This is a genomic window from Methylobacterium sp. 285MFTsu5.1, assembly GCF_000383455.1.
Taxonomy (GTDB): domain Bacteria; phylum Pseudomonadota; class Alphaproteobacteria; order Rhizobiales; family Beijerinckiaceae; genus Methylobacterium.
Genome location: NZ_KB911270.1, coordinates 313,496 through 328,219, shown reverse-complemented (window position 1 = coordinate 328,219; position 14,724 = coordinate 313,496). Strand labels below are relative to the sequence as shown.

Annotated in this window: 15 protein-coding genes; 5 read left to right on the top strand and 10 right to left on the bottom strand. The window is 72.0% G+C overall.

Annotated features, from left to right (window positions below; genetic code table 11):
* Positions 1-2 precede the first annotated feature (2 nt).
* Both H288_RS0101595 and H288_RS0101590 read right to left on the bottom strand, forming a co-directional pair.
* Positions 3-1,070 carry a lysylphosphatidylglycerol synthase domain-containing protein gene (locus H288_RS0101595; protein ID WP_026604566.1) on the bottom strand — a complete coding sequence of 356 codons (1,068 nt, stop codon included), beginning with the start codon at positions 1,068-1,070 and terminating at the stop codon, positions 3-5.
* 55 nt (positions 1,071-1,125) lie between these two features.
* Positions 1,126-1,569, bottom strand: coding sequence for a hypothetical protein (locus H288_RS0101590; RefSeq protein WP_026604565.1), 444 nt, complete (start codon positions 1,567-1,569; stop codon positions 1,126-1,128).
* A gap of 191 nt (positions 1,570-1,760) precedes the next feature.
* Here H288_RS0101590 and H288_RS0101585 point away from each other — a divergent pair, with 191 nt between their 5' ends.
* Together H288_RS0101585 and H288_RS0101580 are read left to right on the top strand one after the other, a co-directional pair.
* Positions 1,761-3,071, top strand: coding sequence for a capsule polysaccharide transporter (locus H288_RS0101585; protein ID WP_020090838.1), 1,311 nt, complete (start codon positions 1,761-1,763; stop codon positions 3,069-3,071).
* Positions 3,072-3,174: 103 nt separating this feature from the next.
* Entirely contained in the window at positions 3,175-3,459 is a 285-nt protein-coding gene (locus H288_RS0101580) for a hypothetical protein (RefSeq protein ID WP_020090837.1), read from the top strand.
* Positions 3,460-3,571: 112 nt separating this feature from the next.
* Here the strand turns inward: H288_RS0101580 and H288_RS0101575 are convergent, their stop codons facing one another.
* The 8 genes from H288_RS0101575 to H288_RS0101540 form a co-directional block, all read right to left on the bottom strand.
* Positions 3,572-4,933, bottom strand: a complete 1,362-nt coding sequence (locus H288_RS0101575) for a sigma-54 dependent transcriptional regulator (RefSeq protein WP_020090836.1) — start codon at positions 4,931-4,933, stop codon at positions 3,572-3,574.
* 57 nt (positions 4,934-4,990) lie between these two features.
* Positions 4,991-5,323: a flagellar motor switch protein FliN gene (gene fliN, locus H288_RS0101570; RefSeq protein ID WP_012321962.1), complete on the bottom strand. Its 333-nt coding sequence runs from the start codon at positions 5,321-5,323 to the stop codon at positions 4,991-4,993.
* A 10-nt stretch (positions 5,324-5,333) separates the two neighbouring features.
* Positions 5,334-5,945, bottom strand: a complete 612-nt coding sequence (locus H288_RS0101565) for a FliH/SctL family protein (RefSeq protein ID WP_020090835.1) — start codon at positions 5,943-5,945, stop codon at positions 5,334-5,336.
* Complete coding sequence (gene fliG / locus H288_RS0101560) at positions 5,942-7,000, bottom strand: flagellar motor switch protein FliG (RefSeq protein ID WP_020090834.1); 1,059 nt, start codon at positions 6,998-7,000, stop codon at positions 5,942-5,944. Before fliG ends, H288_RS0101565 begins: the two co-directional genes overlap by 4 nt.
* A 25-nt stretch (positions 7,001-7,025) precedes the next feature.
* Positions 7,026-8,657 (bottom strand): flagellar basal-body MS-ring/collar protein FliF, encoded by a 1,632-nt coding sequence (gene fliF, locus H288_RS0101555; RefSeq protein ID WP_020090833.1) that lies wholly within the window; start codon positions 8,655-8,657, stop codon positions 7,026-7,028.
* A gap of 369 nt (positions 8,658-9,026) precedes the next feature.
* Complete coding sequence (locus tag H288_RS0101550; RefSeq protein ID WP_007569077.1) at positions 9,027-9,302, bottom strand: DUF1153 domain-containing protein; 276 nt, start codon at positions 9,300-9,302, stop codon at positions 9,027-9,029.
* 91 nt (positions 9,303-9,393) lie between these two features.
* Entirely contained in the window at positions 9,394-10,080 is a 687-nt protein-coding gene (locus H288_RS0101545) for a flagellar hook capping FlgD N-terminal domain-containing protein (protein ID WP_020090831.1), read from the bottom strand.
* 89 nt (positions 10,081-10,169) lie between these two features.
* Positions 10,170-11,726 (bottom strand): flagellar hook-length control protein FliK, encoded by a 1,557-nt coding sequence (locus tag H288_RS0101540; RefSeq protein ID WP_020090830.1) that lies wholly within the window; start codon positions 11,724-11,726, stop codon positions 10,170-10,172.
* Positions 11,727-11,965: 239 nt separating this feature from the next.
* Between H288_RS0101540 and mnmA the strand changes: the two genes are divergently transcribed.
* The 3 genes from mnmA to H288_RS0101525 are packed head-to-tail and all read left to right on the top strand — an operon-like array spanning position 11,966 to position 14,599.
* Entirely contained in the window at positions 11,966-13,120 is a 1,155-nt protein-coding gene (gene mnmA, locus H288_RS0101535; RefSeq protein ID WP_020090829.1) for a tRNA 2-thiouridine(34) synthase MnmA, read from the top strand.
* Positions 13,121-13,145: 25 nt separating this feature from the next.
* Complete coding sequence (locus H288_RS0101530) at positions 13,146-13,799, top strand: class I SAM-dependent methyltransferase (RefSeq protein WP_020090828.1); 654 nt, start codon at positions 13,146-13,148, stop codon at positions 13,797-13,799.
* A complete protein-coding gene (locus H288_RS0101525) occupies positions 13,796-14,599 on the top strand; it encodes a TVP38/TMEM64 family protein (RefSeq protein ID WP_020090827.1) in 804 nt (267 codons plus the stop codon). The genes H288_RS0101530 and H288_RS0101525 overlap by 4 nt, the downstream gene beginning before the upstream one ends.
* Positions 14,600-14,724: the final 125 nt, after the last annotated feature.

Below are 14,724 nucleotides of genomic sequence, written 5' to 3'. Positions count from 1 at the left end.
AGTCACGGACGGTCGCAGGTGGGTGTGGCCGGGCGAACGCCGGCGCGGCGGGCCTCGAGATTCTGCCAGACGAGGAGGGCCGGCAGGCCGAGCACCACGTCGGGCACGCGGCGGGCGAGCGACAGGGCGAGGGCGGTCCCCGCGTCGATGCCGAACAGGCCGCAGACCAGCACCAGCCCGCCCTCCTGGACGCCGAGCCCGCTCGGGACCACGAAGGCGGCGGCCTTGATCGCCTGGCTCAGCGCCTCGATCACCAGAATGTCGGCCCAGCCGACATGGTCCACGCCGATGCAGGCGAGGACGACCGCGACCTCGACCGTGCCGAGCAGCCAGGCCAGGGCGTGGAGCGCGAGCGACTGGGCGAGGTGGCCCCGGCGGCCCGGAGCCCAGACCGTGTCCAGGGCGCCCTGGATCCGGCGGTTCGGCTCGGGGCGCGCCTCGGCGTCGCGCACGAAGCGCCGGCCGAGGGCGGCGAGGCGATCCTCGAGCACCCGCACGATGCCGGTCCGCTGGAGGGCGAAGAAGGCCGCCACCGCCAGCCCGGCCACGACGAGCGTCCGCAGCGTCCAGCTGGCCAGGGCGGCCGCTTCGGCGCCCTCGACCCGGCTCAGGAGGCCGGCGCCGAGGCCGGCGAACAGGGCGAGCGTTCCCACCTGAAACAGCATGTCGGCCAGCACGGAGGCGGCCGCCAGGGAGCCGGCGACGCCCCAGAAGGTGAGGAGGCGGGCGCCCAGCACGTCGCCGCCCACCGAGGCCACGGGCAGCAGCACGTTGATGCCTTCGCGGACGAAGCGCAGGATCATGCAGGCCGAAGCCGTCGCGGGCGCCAGCCCGTCGAGAATGCGCGCCCAGGCGAGGCCGCAGAGCAGGATCACCACGATCCGCACCAGCGTGACGCCGGCGAAGCCCGCCACGCCGATCCGTCCGAAGGCCGCGGCCACCGCGGCGAGATCGTTGGTCGCCACGAGCCAGACGGCGAGGCCGAGGCCGATCAGGGTGCCGAACAGCGGCAGGCGACGCAGCACGGCGTGGGCCGCCCGCCGCTTCCGGGAAACAGGGTCGCCGGTCACGGTGTGCGGGCCTCGCGTCGAGAGGCGGGCAAGAGCGCGCTCCAGGTTGTGCCGGTCAGCGGACCGGCGGCGATTCGTCGGGTGGTATCGCCGCTAGAGCGGTATTGGGGCCGAATTCGGGGACCCTGCGACGCGGCAGGACGGGATTGAGCACCGCGGCGAGCGCCTCGGCGGGCCCGGCGGCGGGATCGAGCAGGACGACCCGGCCCTCGGCCAGGCTCGCGCCGGTCGCGACCGCCACGGCGCGCTTCGGACAGGGGCCGAGGCAGCCCGATTCCACGATGCGCAACTTCCGCCGGCGTCCGCCGCCGCCGTCGCGGGCGGCCCGCTTCCCGGCCTTCTTCAGCAGCGCGCAGACGTCCCGCCCGCGCAGGCCCTGCCGCTTCGCGCATTTCGAGCAGACGACGACGATCTCGGAGAGTTTGGTCTTGGCCGTGCGGCCGGTCGGGCAGCCATCAGGGGAGCCATCCGGGGCCGCGGCACGCGGTTCTGTCATCATTCAGAGACTGTAGGACGCGATACCGACCCCGGGCTACGGCGCCCGTCGCCGCGGTGCAGCAGCCGGGCGGCGGGCGGGCTGGGCGCCATAAAAAGGGCCTAAAAGAACGGGATTCCGGTAACCGCGCACGGGCCGCCCCTCGGCCGGCGCCGCGGCAGCGGAACCGGCGCAGACCCAGGAACAAAGAGCGGATGAGCTTCGACGACGTCAAGGACGACACGCGCGAAGGCGAGATCGTGACGTTCGCCGCTCCGACCATGACGGAGCTGCGGCGCAGCGCGGAGACGATCCGGCCGGTGCCGGAGAAGCGGACTGCCCGGGCCCTCGTGGCGACCGTGCGGCAGCGCCTCGACTGGAGCCGTCTGCCGGGCCTGCGTCCCCGCGAGGAGGACACCTCGACCTACGGCGCGCGGATCATCCGCCGCGTCGGCCTGTTCGTGCTCCTGCCGACCCTGGTGGTCGGCCTGTACCTGTTCGCGTTCGCGTCCAATCAGTACGTCGCGGAAGCCCAGTTCGCGGTCCGCGGCAACGTCGAGCCGATGGAGAACATCTCGCTCGGCCAGTACACGAACCTCATCCAGAAGCACAACAGCCAGGACAGCTTCATCGTCCGCGACTACATCAACAGCCAGACGCTCGTCGAGGCGCTGGAGAAGAGTATCGGCATCTCCAAGATGTTCTCGCGGTCCGAGGCGGATTTCTGGGCCCGCTTCGACCCCAGTGATCCGATCGAGGACCTGACCAAATACTGGCGCAAGCACGTCGAGGCGCATATCGACTCGATCTCGGGCGTGATCCGCCTGTCCGTGCGCGCCTTCACGCCGGAGGACGCCCTGACCATCGCCCAGGCGGTGGTGTCGCGCTCCGAGGCGCTGATCAACGACATCTCCAAGCGCGCCCAGGCCGACATGGTCGCCCAGGCCGAGGCCGACGCGAAGGTCGCCCAGGACCGGCTGCGCAAGGCGCACGTGGCGCTGCAGGCATTCCGCAATCAGTGGGGTGTGATCGATCCGATCAAGACCGCCGAGGGCACGCTGACCACGCTGACCCTGCTGCGGAAGGACAAGCTCAAGGCCGAGAACGACCTGCAGGTCCTGCGCGGCTCCAGCCTCGACGAGCGCTCGCGCTCGATCCAGACGCTGGTGGCCAACATCGCGGCCATCGACCAGCAGATGAAGTCGCTTCAGGACGAGCTGACGAGCGCCAACGCCGCCGCCGGCGGCCAGAACATGACCGAGGCGCTGCTCCAGTACGAGGGCCTGCTGGTCGAGCGGACCATCGCCGAGAAGCTGGAGGAATCGGCCCACAGCCTGCTCGACCGGGCGCGCATCTCGGCGAGCAAGCAGCACATCTTCCTGGCCACGTTCGTGCCGCCGGTCCTGCCGACCGACAGCCTCTATCCCGAGCGGGGCCACTCCCTCCTGGTGTCGTTCTTCTGCTTCCTGGTGATCTGGAGCTCGTCCGCGCTGCTGATCGCCGGCATCCGCGACCAGAGGATGTAGCGGCATCCGCGGCTCCCGGGATCTGGATCCCGGGCCGCGCGATCTGTAGAGGGAGGCGGCCCGGCCAACCGGGCGCACCTGGATGAGCGAAGTCTAACGGTCCATGTCGGATTTCTCCGATCTCGTCGCGAAGGCGATCCAGCCGTCGATGACCCGTGAGGAGCGCGAGGCGGTCTACACGGTCGTGCGGCAGGCCGTGCTCCGGCTGCAGGAGCGGGAGGCGTTCCCGCCGGACGACCCGCGGGTCGCCCTCCAGCGCCACCTCGTCGAGGAGACGATCCGCGACGTCGAGGGCGACGTCGCCCGCTACGAATCCCTGCGCAAGCTCGACGCGGCTTTCGCGGCCCAGGCCGAGGCCCACAAGGCGGCCCAGAGCGGGCGGCGCTAGGGCGTCACCGCCGGTCCGCCCCCGTCACGGCACGGGTAAGCCCGGCCCTTCACATCCGTGACGTTCGCCGTCGTCCGGCGCGTCCGCGCCGGGGCCGCTCCGTGGATGCGCGTCAGCCGCAGGCGACGCTCGCCCGGACGCTGCCGGGCTCGGCCACGTCGAGGCCCGCCGACACGTACTCGTTGAGCTTGTTGCGCAGGGTCCGGATCGAGATGCCGAGGATCTTGGCCGCGTGGGTCCGGTTACCGAGGCAGTGGTCCAGCGTGTCGAGGATCAGGTCGCACTCGACCTGCGCCACGGTCCGGCCCACCAGCCCGCGGGTGGCGGCCTCGGCGACCTGGGCGGCGCGCGCGGCCGGCCCCTCGACCGCGAAGGTCTCGCCCTCGGGCGACAGGATCGCCTCCGGGCCGATCGCGTCGCCCGAGGCGAGCAGCACCGCCCGGTGCAGGGTGTTCTCCAACTCGCGCACGTTGCCGCGCCACGGGTTCCGCAGCACGAGCGCCCGGGCCTCCGCGGAGAGCGGGCGGACCGGCATCCCGTTCACCGCGGCGTATTTGCGGGCGAAGTGGGTGGCGAGTTCGAGGATGTCGGCCGGGCGCTCGCGCAGCGGCGGGAGCCGCAGGCCGACGACGTTGAGCCGGTAGAGCAGGTCCTCCCGGAACGTGCCCTTGCGGACCTCCTCGGCGAGGTTGCGGTTCGAGGTGGCGAGCACGCGGATGTCGACCCGCACCGGGGCGGTCCCGCCGACCCGGTCAATGACCCGCTCCTGCAGGGCGCGCAGCAGCTTCGCCTGCAGGCGCACGTCCATCTCGGAGATCTCGTCGAGGAGCAGCGTGCCGCCGTTGGCCTCCTCGAACCGGCCGATGCGCCGGGCGACCGCGCCGGTGAACGCGCCCTTCTCGTGGCCGAACAGCTCGGATTCGAGCAGGGCCTCGGGGATCGCCGCGCAGTTCACCGAGACGAAGGGCTTGCCCGCCCGGTTGGACTTCTGGTGGACGTGCCGGGCCAGCACCTCCTTGCCGGTGCCGCTCTCGCCGGTGATCAGCACCGAGGCCTCGGAGCGGGCGACCTGCTCGGCGAGCTTGACCACCCGCTCCATGGACGGGTCGCGCCAGACGAAGGCGGCGCGGTCGGTGGCGACCGCCTCCAGCACCGCCGCGATCATCTCGGGATCGGGCGGGAGCGGGATGTACTCCTTGGCGCCCGCCCGGATCGCCGCCACGGCGGCCGAGGCGTCCGCCGAGACGCCGCAGGCGACCACCGGCGTGCGGATCCGCTCTCCCTCCAGCGCGGTGACGAGGTCGCGGATCGGTAGACCCACGTCGATCATGATGAGATCGGCGCCCCGCGCGCGCAGGACGGTGAGGCCCTGCGGCACGGCGTCGGCCTGCGTGACGGCGGCGCCGCGCTGCATCGCGATCTTCGAGGCGGTGATCAGCTCGCCGTTGAGCCGCCCGATCATCAGGAGCCGCATGGTTCGTCCCTCTCAAAACCCGCGCGCGGACAGCACACCGGCGTCCGCGGCTGAAAATCACTCACCCTTGACGATCTCGGTCATCGTCACGCCGAGCCGGTCCTCGACGAGGACGACCTCGCCGCGGGCCACCAGCCGGTTGTTGACGAACACGTCGATCGCCTCGCCGACCTTCCGGTCGAGTTCGAGCACCGCGCCGGGCGCGAGCCGGAGCAGGTCGCCGATCGGCATCCGGGCGGAGCCGAGCACCGCCGAGACCATCACGGGCACGTCGAAGAGCTGCTCCAGGTCGGCCGCGGTCTTCGGGGTGGTGGGCGCGTCGCGGATCGAGCCCGCGGCGTAGTCGGTGTCGTGCTCGCCGAGCTGGGGCAGGCTGAAATCGTCGGACATCAGGATCTCCTCACGGGCCCGTCGGCAGGCCGAGGGCGTCGAGCACCGCCGCCTCGATGCGGGCGCGCTCCCGAACGATGCCGCCGTCCGCCCACTCGATGCGGGCGTCGCCCGCCGCCATGTCGGGGTCGCCCAGCACCACGAGCCGGCCCTCGTAGCCGCGCTCGCGCGCGAGGCGCTTCACCAGGGTCTCGGCCTCCTCGACCAAGCCGTCGTGCACCCGCACCACCAAGTGCGGCACGCCGCGCAGGTGCTGGAGCGCCGTCCGGGCCGCCTCGCCGATGCCGGCGAGCGGGGCGGCGTCGAGGGCGTCGCCCGCGACCTTGCGGGCGATCAGCATCGCCACCTCGACCGCCTGCGCCTCGCGCTCGGCGTCGCGCGCGTCGGCCTGGGCGATCAGGCCCGCGGCGGCGAGCGCCAAGCGGGTCATGGCGTCGGCGAGCCGGCCCTGGACCTGCGCCTCGGCCTGGACCCGGCCCTCCTGCATGCCGCGGGCATGGGCCTCGGCCTCGGAGCGGGCCGCGGTCTCGGCGGCGCGCAGGGCCTCGGCGCTGGGGCGGCCGCTGCGGAAGTCGGTCTCGAACAGGAACGGCTTCGCGCTCCGGGCGGATTGGGCGCTCAATAGACCAGCTCCTCCTCGGCGCTATTCTTGGCGATCATGATCTCGCCCTTCTCGGCGAGGTCCTTGGCGATCTCGGTCATCTTGGCCTGCGCCTCATCCACTTCCTTGAGGCGGACCGGCCCGAGCGAGGCCATCTCGTCCGTGAGGTTCTTGGCCGCGCGGGTCGACATCTGCCTCAGGAAGAAGCCGCGGGTCGGCTCGTTGGCGCCCTTGAGCGCGCGGCACAGGGTCTCGTTGTCGATGCTGCGCAGCAGGGTCTGGACGCTGCCCGGATCGAGTTTCAGCAGGTCCTCGAAGGTGAACATCAGCTCGCGGATCCGCTTGGCCGAGCCGCGGTTCGCCTGGTCGAGCGCGGCGAGGAAGCGGCCCTCCGTCTGCCGGTCGAAGGCGTTGAACACGTCGGCCATCATCTCGTGGGCGTCGCGGCGCTGGGTCTGGGCGATGGTCGACACGAACTCGACCCGCAGCGTCTCCTCGATGTGGCGCAGCGCCTCCTTCTGCACCGTCTCCATGCGCAGCATCCGGTTGAGGACGTCGATGGCGAAGTCCTCCGGCAGGATGGTGAGCACCTTCGCCGCGTAGTCGGCGCGCACCCGCGACAGCACCACCGCCACGGTCTGCGGGTACTCGTTGCGCAGGAACGACGCGAGGATCTCCGGGTCGACCTGGGCGATCGAGGCCCAGACGCGCTTGCCCGACGCGCCCTTGATCTCCGCCATGATCAGCGAGACCTGATCGCTGGGGAAGATCTTGAGGAGCAGCGCCTCGGTCCGCTCGAAGTTCGACGAGATGCCGCCGCTGTTGCCGAGCTTGGTCACGAACTCGATGATCAGCTTCTCAACGGTCTGCGCCTCCAGCGTGCCGAGCTGGACCATGGCGGCGCTGACCTTCTTGATCTCCTCCTCCTCGAGCATCTGCCAGATCGGGGCGCCTTCCTCTTCCCCGAGCATCAGCAGGAGCGCGGCGGCGCGCTGCGGCCCGGGCATCGACGCGAACGAATCGCCGCCCGCCGTCGCCAGCGTGTTGGCCAGACCCAGTGCCGCACCTGCCGCCATCGTGTTGCCCTCGACGCCCTACGCTTCACTCTTCCTGGATCCAGGTGCGCAGCACCTCGACGGTCTCGGACGGGCTCGCCCGGACCATGTCGACCACGCGCTGGACCGTCTCGGCCTGGACCTGGCCGTTGATCTTGGCGAACTCCATCAGCCGCGCGGTCGGGTTGTCGCGGTCGATGACCGTCACGGTCTGGCCCGGACCCGCGACCGCGGCGGCGTCGCCGGGGAGCGCGATTCCGGACGCCGTCAGGACCGGGGCCTCTGGGACCGGCGCGAGCACCTGGCGCACCAGGGGGCGGACCACCGTGAGCAGGACGATGAGCGTCAGCAGCGCCAGGACGGCGAGCTCGGCCATGCGCAGCACGTCCTCCTTGGTGGGGGCGAGCAGCGACTGGATCAGCGTGGGCTCGGTGAATTGCGGCACGCTCGGCGCCTCCGCGAAGCGCAGGTTCACCACCTCGATCTGGTCGCCGCGGGCCTTGTCGAAGCCGACGGCGCCGCGCACCAGCGCGGTGATCCTCTCGATCTCGGCGGGCGTGCGCGGGCTGTAAGTCTGCTTGCCGTCGGGGGCGGTGGCGTAGACGCCGTCGAGCACCACGGCGACCGACAGGCGCTTGATCCGGCCGCTCTCGGCGATCTCGGTCTTGGTGACCCGCGAGATCTCGTAGTTGGTGGTTTCCTCGTTCTTGTTGGTCGCGTCCTTGGGCGTCGGCGTCTTGTCGCCGCCATTGGCGCCGGGCAACTCGTTGCCGACGCTGACCTGTCCCTCAGCATTGCCGGTGACCGCCGATTCGGTGCGGGTCTGGGCGGAGCGCACGACCCGGCTCTCGGGATCGAAGGTCTCGGAGCGGCTCTCGACCCGGTTGAGGTCGAGTTCCGCGTTGACCTGGACGCGGGCCCGGCCCGGGCCGACGATGCCGGCGACGACGTCCTCGATCTGGCCGCGCAGGCGCCGTTCGAGGCCGACCTGCCGGTCCTCGAACCCGCCGGCGACGTCGGCCGCGGCGTCCCGGGCGCCGTCGGCCAGAAGCCGGCCGCGCTCATCGACGATCGAGATCCGTTCGGGCTTGAGGCCCTCCACCGCGGAGGCCACGAGATGGCGGATCGCCCGGACCTGCCCGGAATCGAGATCGCCCATCAGCTTCAGCACGATCGCCGCGCTCGGGCTCTCCCGGTCCCGCTCGAACAGGCGGCGCTCCGGCAGCACGAGATGGACGCGGGCCGCCTGGACCCGCCCGATCGCCCGGATCGAGCGCGCCAGTTCGCCCTCCAGGGCGCGCAGGTGGTTCACGTTCTGAACGAAGTTGGTGGACGAGAACGCGTCGCCCTTGTCGAAGATCTCGTAGCCGACGCCGCCCTGGGTCGGCAGGCCCTTGCCGGCGAGGTCCATGCGCAGCTTGGCGAGGTCCGGGCGGGGGGCCAGGATCGTCTGCCCGGCATCGCCCCGCGTCTCGTAGCGGATGCCGCGGCTGTCCAGCTCCCGGACCACGGAGGCCGAGTCCTGCATCGACAGGTCGGAGAACAGCACGCCCATGTCGGGGCGCGAGACCCGCAGGATGATGAAGGCGAAGAAGCCGATGAGCGTCAGCGTCACCGCCGCCATGGCGGCGATTCGGGCCGGTCCGAACTTCGTGACGAGATCGAGAACCGGCTTCACGGGAGGATTCGCTGCCCTCTAACGCTGGCGGACCCCGGCGGCCCGCTCGGCAGAAATTGCCCAGGTCGTGGTTAGCGGGTCGTTAATGCGGGGGCGTCCCGCGGGCTCGGATGCGGGCGCCGGAACGACCGAAGCCGCGCCCGGGGTCCGGACGCGGCTTCGTGAGTCCTCGGATTCGACCGGGCCAGCCCCTCGGCGCCGTCTGAGGTCGTCGCTGCGGGCGGGTGGCCTTCGCGTCGGTCCGGGGCCGCGAAGCGGGTCCCTCGACCAGAGTCGCCGACGCGCCGGGTCCGGCACCCGCGGCCTCGATGAGACCCGGAAGCGCCGGCGGCGTCCCGGGATAGGGGCGCCCGGCACAGGCGCCGCGGATCAGTGACGGTAGTGCTGGATCCGGGTCGTCCGCAGGCCGGCGAGGCCGTGCTGGTCGATGGAGAACTGCCAGCTGAGGAATTCCTCTGTGGTCAGCGTGTAGCGCTTGCACGCCTCCTCCAGGCTGAGGAGACCGCCGCGCACCGCGGCCACGACCTCGGCCTTGCGCCGGATCACCCAGCGACGGGTGCTCGGGGGCGGAAGGTCCGCGATCGTCAGGGGGCTGCCGTCGGGCCCGATCACGTACTTCACTCTCGGGCGGCTCGGTTCGGTCATGATACGCTCTACACTCGACTGACCTGTCGAGCATTGAAGGTACTTGTGCCCGCTTAAGAGATGTTGAAGCGAGTCACTCGGATGTGATTCGTTAAGTGCCACTTGTGGACAACCCGATGGTCTGCACGCTGGACAGCGGCACGCGCTGCGAACCGATCACCAGCACCGGCGACGTTCCGCTGAGATCGACCTCGTCGACCGTGCCCGTGAGGCTCGTATCGACCGAAACGCTCGAGCCGGTGGCATCCGTGGCCGCCACCTTGATCGAGTAGTTCCCGTCGGGCGCGGTCAGGCCGGCCGAGGTCTTGCCGTTCCACGTGTAGGTCTGGCTGCCGGCATTGAGCGCGGTGGTCTGCGTGGCCACGACGTTGCTCTTCGAGTCTAGGACCGTGATCACCGCCTTCGAGGCGGCCCGGGCCGGGTTCAGCGTCCAGGAGGCGGAGCCGCCGGACAGCTGCGAGGCGCTGCCGTCGGCCGACACGGTCTTCCCGATGTAGCTCGTGGCCGAGGCCGAGCTCGCCGATTGCGAGGCGCTCAGGATGCTGTCGAGGCGGTCGTTGGTCTTGAGCTGCTGCTCGACGCCGGCGAACTGCACCAGCTGCTGCGTGAACTGGTTGGTGTCCATCGGGTCGAGAGGGTTCTGGTTCTTGAGCTGCGTGGTCAGCAGCGTCAGGAACTGCGTGAAGTTGCTGGCGATCTCGGTGGCGTTGCCGCTGCTGCTCGTGGAAGAGCCCGTCGTGTTCGTCGTGCTCGTCAGGCTCGATATGCCGCTCGTCATGCTGATCTCTCCCGTGCCGCGTCCTGGCGCAGGGGCCGGATGCGCGTCGTGTCTGTGTGGGTCCGCGATGCGGGCGCCGCGCGCACCGCCTAGATCCTCATGTCGAGGCCGCCGTAGCCACGCAGGACGCGGATCGGGGCGACCTCCTGGTGGACTTCCGCCTGATCGCGCGACCAGCCCGTGCCGCCCCCGCGCGGGGAATCGCCCGGCTGACCGCCGCTGCCGCCGCTCTGGGCGCTTCCGTCGCCCCGCAGCGACAGGTTGATGCCGCCGGCCGAGGGATCGAAGCCGGCCTGGGACAGCGCCTGCTGCAGCTGGCCGGCGTCGCGCTGGAGCAGCGCGAGCGTCTCAGGCCGGTCGACCACCAAGTGGGTCATGACGCGGCCGTGCGCCTTGTCGATCTCCAGCTTGACGTCGATGCGCCCGAGCTCGGCCGGGTCGAGCCGGATCTGGAACTCGTTGGATCCGCGCAGCGACCTCAGGCCGATGGTCATCGGCACTTGGCCGATCGGGATGGGTGGGTCGGTCTGGAGCGACGCGGTCTGCGTCGGCGCGGCGGTCTCCTGGGCGGCGCGCGTCGTGTCCACGGCCTGGCCGGATGTCGCGGGCGGCGCCGGACCACCCTGCGCCGCCGCGGGCAGCGTCTGAAGCGGACCTGCGCCCTGGCCAACGTCGGTCAGGACGGTGAGGAAATCCTGGGCCGCCGCATCGGACGTCGCGGCCGCCGCGCCGCCGGCCGTCAGGCCGTCGACCGGGACGCTGCCCGGTCCGACTTTGCCGGGTTCGTGACCGGCGCCCGCCGATGCCGGAGTGGTCCCGGCGATGCTGGGGACGGTTCCGGCCGCGCGGCCGCCGCCCTGAGCGTTCGTGCCGGAAGGGCCCGCGGTTGCGCCGGTTCCGGAGAGAGCCGCCGAGCCGTCCTGCGCTGGCGCCGTGCCGCTACCCGCATCCGTCTCAGCCTCGGCCTCGGTCTTGACCGTCCCGGTCGCGCCGCCCCCCTCGGACAGCGCGGCGATGAGGGCCAGAAGGGAGGCGGACGGCCCCGAGGCCGCGGGTTGCGCGGGGGCCTCGGCCTTCTGCGGCGGCACCGCCGCGTCGGCCTCGGGGCCTGCGGTGCCGGCCGCCTCGGCGGCCGGATCCTGCCCGGCCGCGACGGCCTCGGAATCCTGCTGCCCGGCGGCTCCCGTCCGGCCGGTCTCGGCGGTGCGCGCCGCGCCCGCCTTCGGAGCCTCTGCGCGCGCGCCCGCGGCGGAGGGCGGTCCCTCGGCCTGCGCGGCCGAGGCCGGCGCATCCGTCGGCTTGGCGAGGCTGACCCTCTTGTCCGCGACCCGGGCCTCGGTCTGAAGCGCCGCATCCCGGGCGCGGTCGCCGGCCAGCCGCGCGGCGTCGGCCTGATCGCGCAGGTCGGCCTGACGGGCGCGGGCCGAGGCGGCGACGTCGCGCTGATCGGCGGCGCGGGCCCGCGCCGTCGCGGCGTCGTCGCGGGCCTGGGCCGCGCTCAGGGCGGCGCCGAAGCGGTCCTGCGCGGAATTGCCGGCGCGGGCCGCCACGCCCGCGGCCTCCCAGCCCGAACGCTGCGCCTGCGCGTTCCGCGCGGACGGAATCCACGTGGTGACATCCAAACGATCCGCCGCGCCGCTCGCCATTCCGGACTCCTCTGAGCCGCACAGCAGCAAGGCGCGCGCCACCGTGCCGGACGGATAAGTCTCTGAAAAATATCGTTCTCTGCTTGCAGCACGCGGGTCGGACCTGATCGAAGCTGCCGCCCGCCCGGCAGGATCTGCCGAGTGTCCGATCCCGCTGCCCTGGAAAGCCGGGCGAAGTCCCGCTATAGACGGCCCGTGCAGCCAGGGAGCTTCCGGGCCGGCGGCTGCGGACCCTCGCGATGAACGCCCTCGATCTTCCCAAAGCCCCCCACGAGACGCGCGTCGTCGTCGCCATGTCGGGCGGCGTCGATTCCTCCGTGGTCGCGGGCCTGCTGAAGCGGCAGGGCTTCGACGTGGTCGGCGTCACGCTCCAGCTCTACGACCACGGCGCGGCGAGCCACCGCAAGGGCGCGTGCTGCGCCGGCCAGGACATCCACGACGCCCGGGCGGCGGCGGAGCATCTCGGCATCCCGCACTACGTCCTCGATTACGAGGATCGCTTCCGCGACGAAGTCATCGAGAAGTTCGCCGAGAGCTACCTCGCGGGCGAGACGCCGATCCCCTGTGTCGAGTGCAACCGCACGGTGAAGTTCCGCGACCTGCTGGGCCTCGCCCGCGACCTCGACGCCGACGCGCTCGCCACCGGCCACTACGTGGCCAGCCGGGCGCTCCCGGGCGGCGGCCGCGCGCTCCACCGCGCCCTCGATCCCGCCCGTGACCAGAGCTACTTCCTCTACGCGACCACGGCGGAGCAGCTGGACTTCCTGCGCTTCCCCCTGGGCGAGATGGAGAAGACCGAGACCCGCGCGCTCGCGAAGGATCTCGGCCTGTCCCTCGCCGAGAAGCCGGACAGCCAGGACATCTGCTTCGTGCCGCAGGGCCGCTACAGCGACGTGATCGCGCGTCTGCGCCCCGACGCGGCGCGGCCCGGCGAGATCGTCGACCTCGCCGGCCACGTCCTCGGCCGGCACGACGGGATCGTGCATTACACGGTGGGCCAGCGGAAGGGCCTCGGCCTGTCCGGGCCCGAGCCGCTCTACGTCGTGCGGCTGGAGCCGGACTCGGCCCGCGTTGTGGTCGGGCCGCGCACGGCGCTGGCCACGACCCGGATCCGCCTCTCGGACCTCAACTGGCTCGGCGAGGGGCCGGTGGCGGCCGTGCGCGACCTGCCGGTGGCGGTCCGCGTGCGCTCGACCCGTCCGCCGCGCCCGGCGACGCTGACGGTCGGGCCGGACGGCGCGGCCGAGGTCGTGCTCGCCGAGCCCGAGGACGGCGTGTCGCCGGGGCAGGCCTGCGCGATCTACGCGGATGACGGCCCTCGGGCCCGGGTCCTGGGCGGCGGCACCATCCGGCGTGTCGACGCGTTGTCGGCCCGGCCCCGCGAGGCCGCCTGATCTCAACCTCTGGAACCTTCGAACGATGCTGAGCGAGCCGCAGATGGCCGGGCCGAGCACGGCCCTGATGCGCAAGGCCTATGCCCGCTGGGCCCCCGTCTACGACGTGGTCTACGACAAGCTCACCGAGCCCGCGGCCCGCGCCGCCGTCGAGGCGGCGGCCGAGCATGGGCCGCGGATCCTGGAGGCCGGCGTCGGCACCGGGCTGGCGCTGGGCTACTATCCGAAGGCCAGCTTCGTCTGCGGCGTCGACCTCTCCGAGGACATGCTCAAGCGCGCCCGCGCCAAGGTCCGGCGCCGGAACCTGTCCCACGTGAAGGGCCTCCAAGTGATGGACGTCTGCCACTTGGGCTACGCCGACGCGAGCTTCGACGCCGTCGTGGCCCAGTTCCTGATCACCCTGGTGCCCGACCCCGAGGCCGCGATGTCGGAGTTCCTGCGGGTGGTGCGCCCGGGCGGCGGCATCGTCCTCGCCAACCATTTCGGCCAGAGCGACGGCCCTCTGGCCCGGGTCGAGGAAGTCGTGGCGCCGCTCTGCACGAAGATCGGTTGGTCGTCGGACTTCAAGGCGACGCGGATCGAGGCCTGGGCGCGGCGCAACGGCGTCGAGGTCCTGGGATTGAAGCCGACCTTCCCGGGCGGGTTCTTCAAGATCCTGCGGATGCGCAAGCCCGGGTGAGCGAGACCGGCAACGCCCCCGTCGCCGAAGGCCGCGTCGAGAACCGCGAGGGGCGCTGGAAGCGCCTGCGGCGCTGGCTCCCGCTGGCGCTGCTCCTGACGGTGTCGGCGGTGGTCCTGGTCTCGGGAGCCGCGCAACTCCTCAGCCTCGACCGCCTGCTCGCGTCCCGCCTCTGGCTGCGCGGCTTCGTCGAGGCCGGGTATCTCCGCGCGCTGGTCGCGGCCTACTGCCTCTATGTCGGGGCCGTCGTCGTGTCGGTACCGGCCACGCTGATCCTCACGATGGTCTGCGGCTTCCTGTTCGGCATCGTGCCGGGGGCGCTCACCGCGGTCTGTGCGGCCACGACCGGGGCGGCCATCGTTTTCGCGATCGGCCGCGGGCCCGGCGCCGACCTGCTGCGGCGCATGGGCGGCACGCGCCTCGCCGGGCTGGCCGAGGGCTTCCGGCGCGACGCCTTCGGCTACATCGCGGTGCTCCGCCTCCTGCCGCTGTTCCCGTTCTGGGTGACCAACCTCGCGCCCGCCGCCTTCGGGGTGAAGATGCGGGTCTTCGTGCTCGCGACGTTCCTGGGGCTGCTGCCGGGCGCGGTCGTGTACGCCACCACGGGCGCGGGCATCGAGGACGTCGTCGCCGCCCACGAGGCCGCCAGGGCCGCCTGCCTCGCGACGGGGGCGGGCGGCTGCGACCAGGCCCTGACCCTGCGCGCCCTGGTCACGCCCAAGATGGTTGCAGGTCTCGCGATGCTGGCGGTCTTCGCCCTGGTCAGCATGCTGCTGAGCCGCCGCGCCCGACGCGGCTGAGATGCGCCGCCGAGACGCGCGATCCGCCGCCGGCTGTGTTTTTCGGTGTCTGAGGGCGCGTGCAACCGCTTGGAGGGGGATATCGTATAGTGCTCGCCGCCGGGAGCCTGTATTCCCGCCTGCGA

Excerpts from the sequence above, each read along its gene's own strand:
- H288_RS0101590 (WP_026604565.1), bottom strand. The coding sequence starts at position 1,569 with ATGATGACAGAACCGCGTGCCGCGGCCCCGGATGGCTCCCCTGATGGC.
- H288_RS0101585 (WP_020090838.1), top strand. The coding sequence starts at position 1,761 with ATGAGCTTCGACGACGTCAAGGACGACACGCGCGAAGGCGAGATCGTG.
- H288_RS0101580 (WP_020090837.1), top strand. The coding sequence starts at position 3,175 with ATGTCGGATTTCTCCGATCTCGTCGCGAAGGCGATCCAGCCGTCGATG.
- H288_RS0101575 (WP_020090836.1), bottom strand. The coding sequence starts at position 4,933 with ATGCGGCTCCTGATGATCGGGCGGCTCAACGGCGAGCTGATCACCGCC.
- fliN (WP_012321962.1), bottom strand. The coding sequence starts at position 5,323 with ATGTCCGACGATTTCAGCCTGCCCCAGCTCGGCGAGCACGACACCGAC.
- fliG (WP_020090834.1), bottom strand. The coding sequence starts at position 7,000 with ATGGCGGCAGGTGCGGCACTGGGTCTGGCCAACACGCTGGCGACGGCG.
- H288_RS0101550 (WP_007569077.1), bottom strand. The coding sequence starts at position 9,302 with ATGACCGAACCGAGCCGCCCGAGAGTGAAGTACGTGATCGGGCCCGAC.
- H288_RS0101545 (WP_020090831.1), bottom strand. The coding sequence starts at position 10,080 with ATGACGAGCGGCATATCGAGCCTGACGAGCACGACGAACACGACGGGC.
- H288_RS0101540 (WP_020090830.1), bottom strand. The coding sequence starts at position 11,726 with ATGGCGAGCGGCGCGGCGGATCGTTTGGATGTCACCACGTGGATTCCG.
- mnmA (WP_020090829.1), top strand. The coding sequence starts at position 11,966 with ATGAACGCCCTCGATCTTCCCAAAGCCCCCCACGAGACGCGCGTCGTC.
- H288_RS0101530 (WP_020090828.1), top strand. The coding sequence starts at position 13,146 with ATGCTGAGCGAGCCGCAGATGGCCGGGCCGAGCACGGCCCTGATGCGC.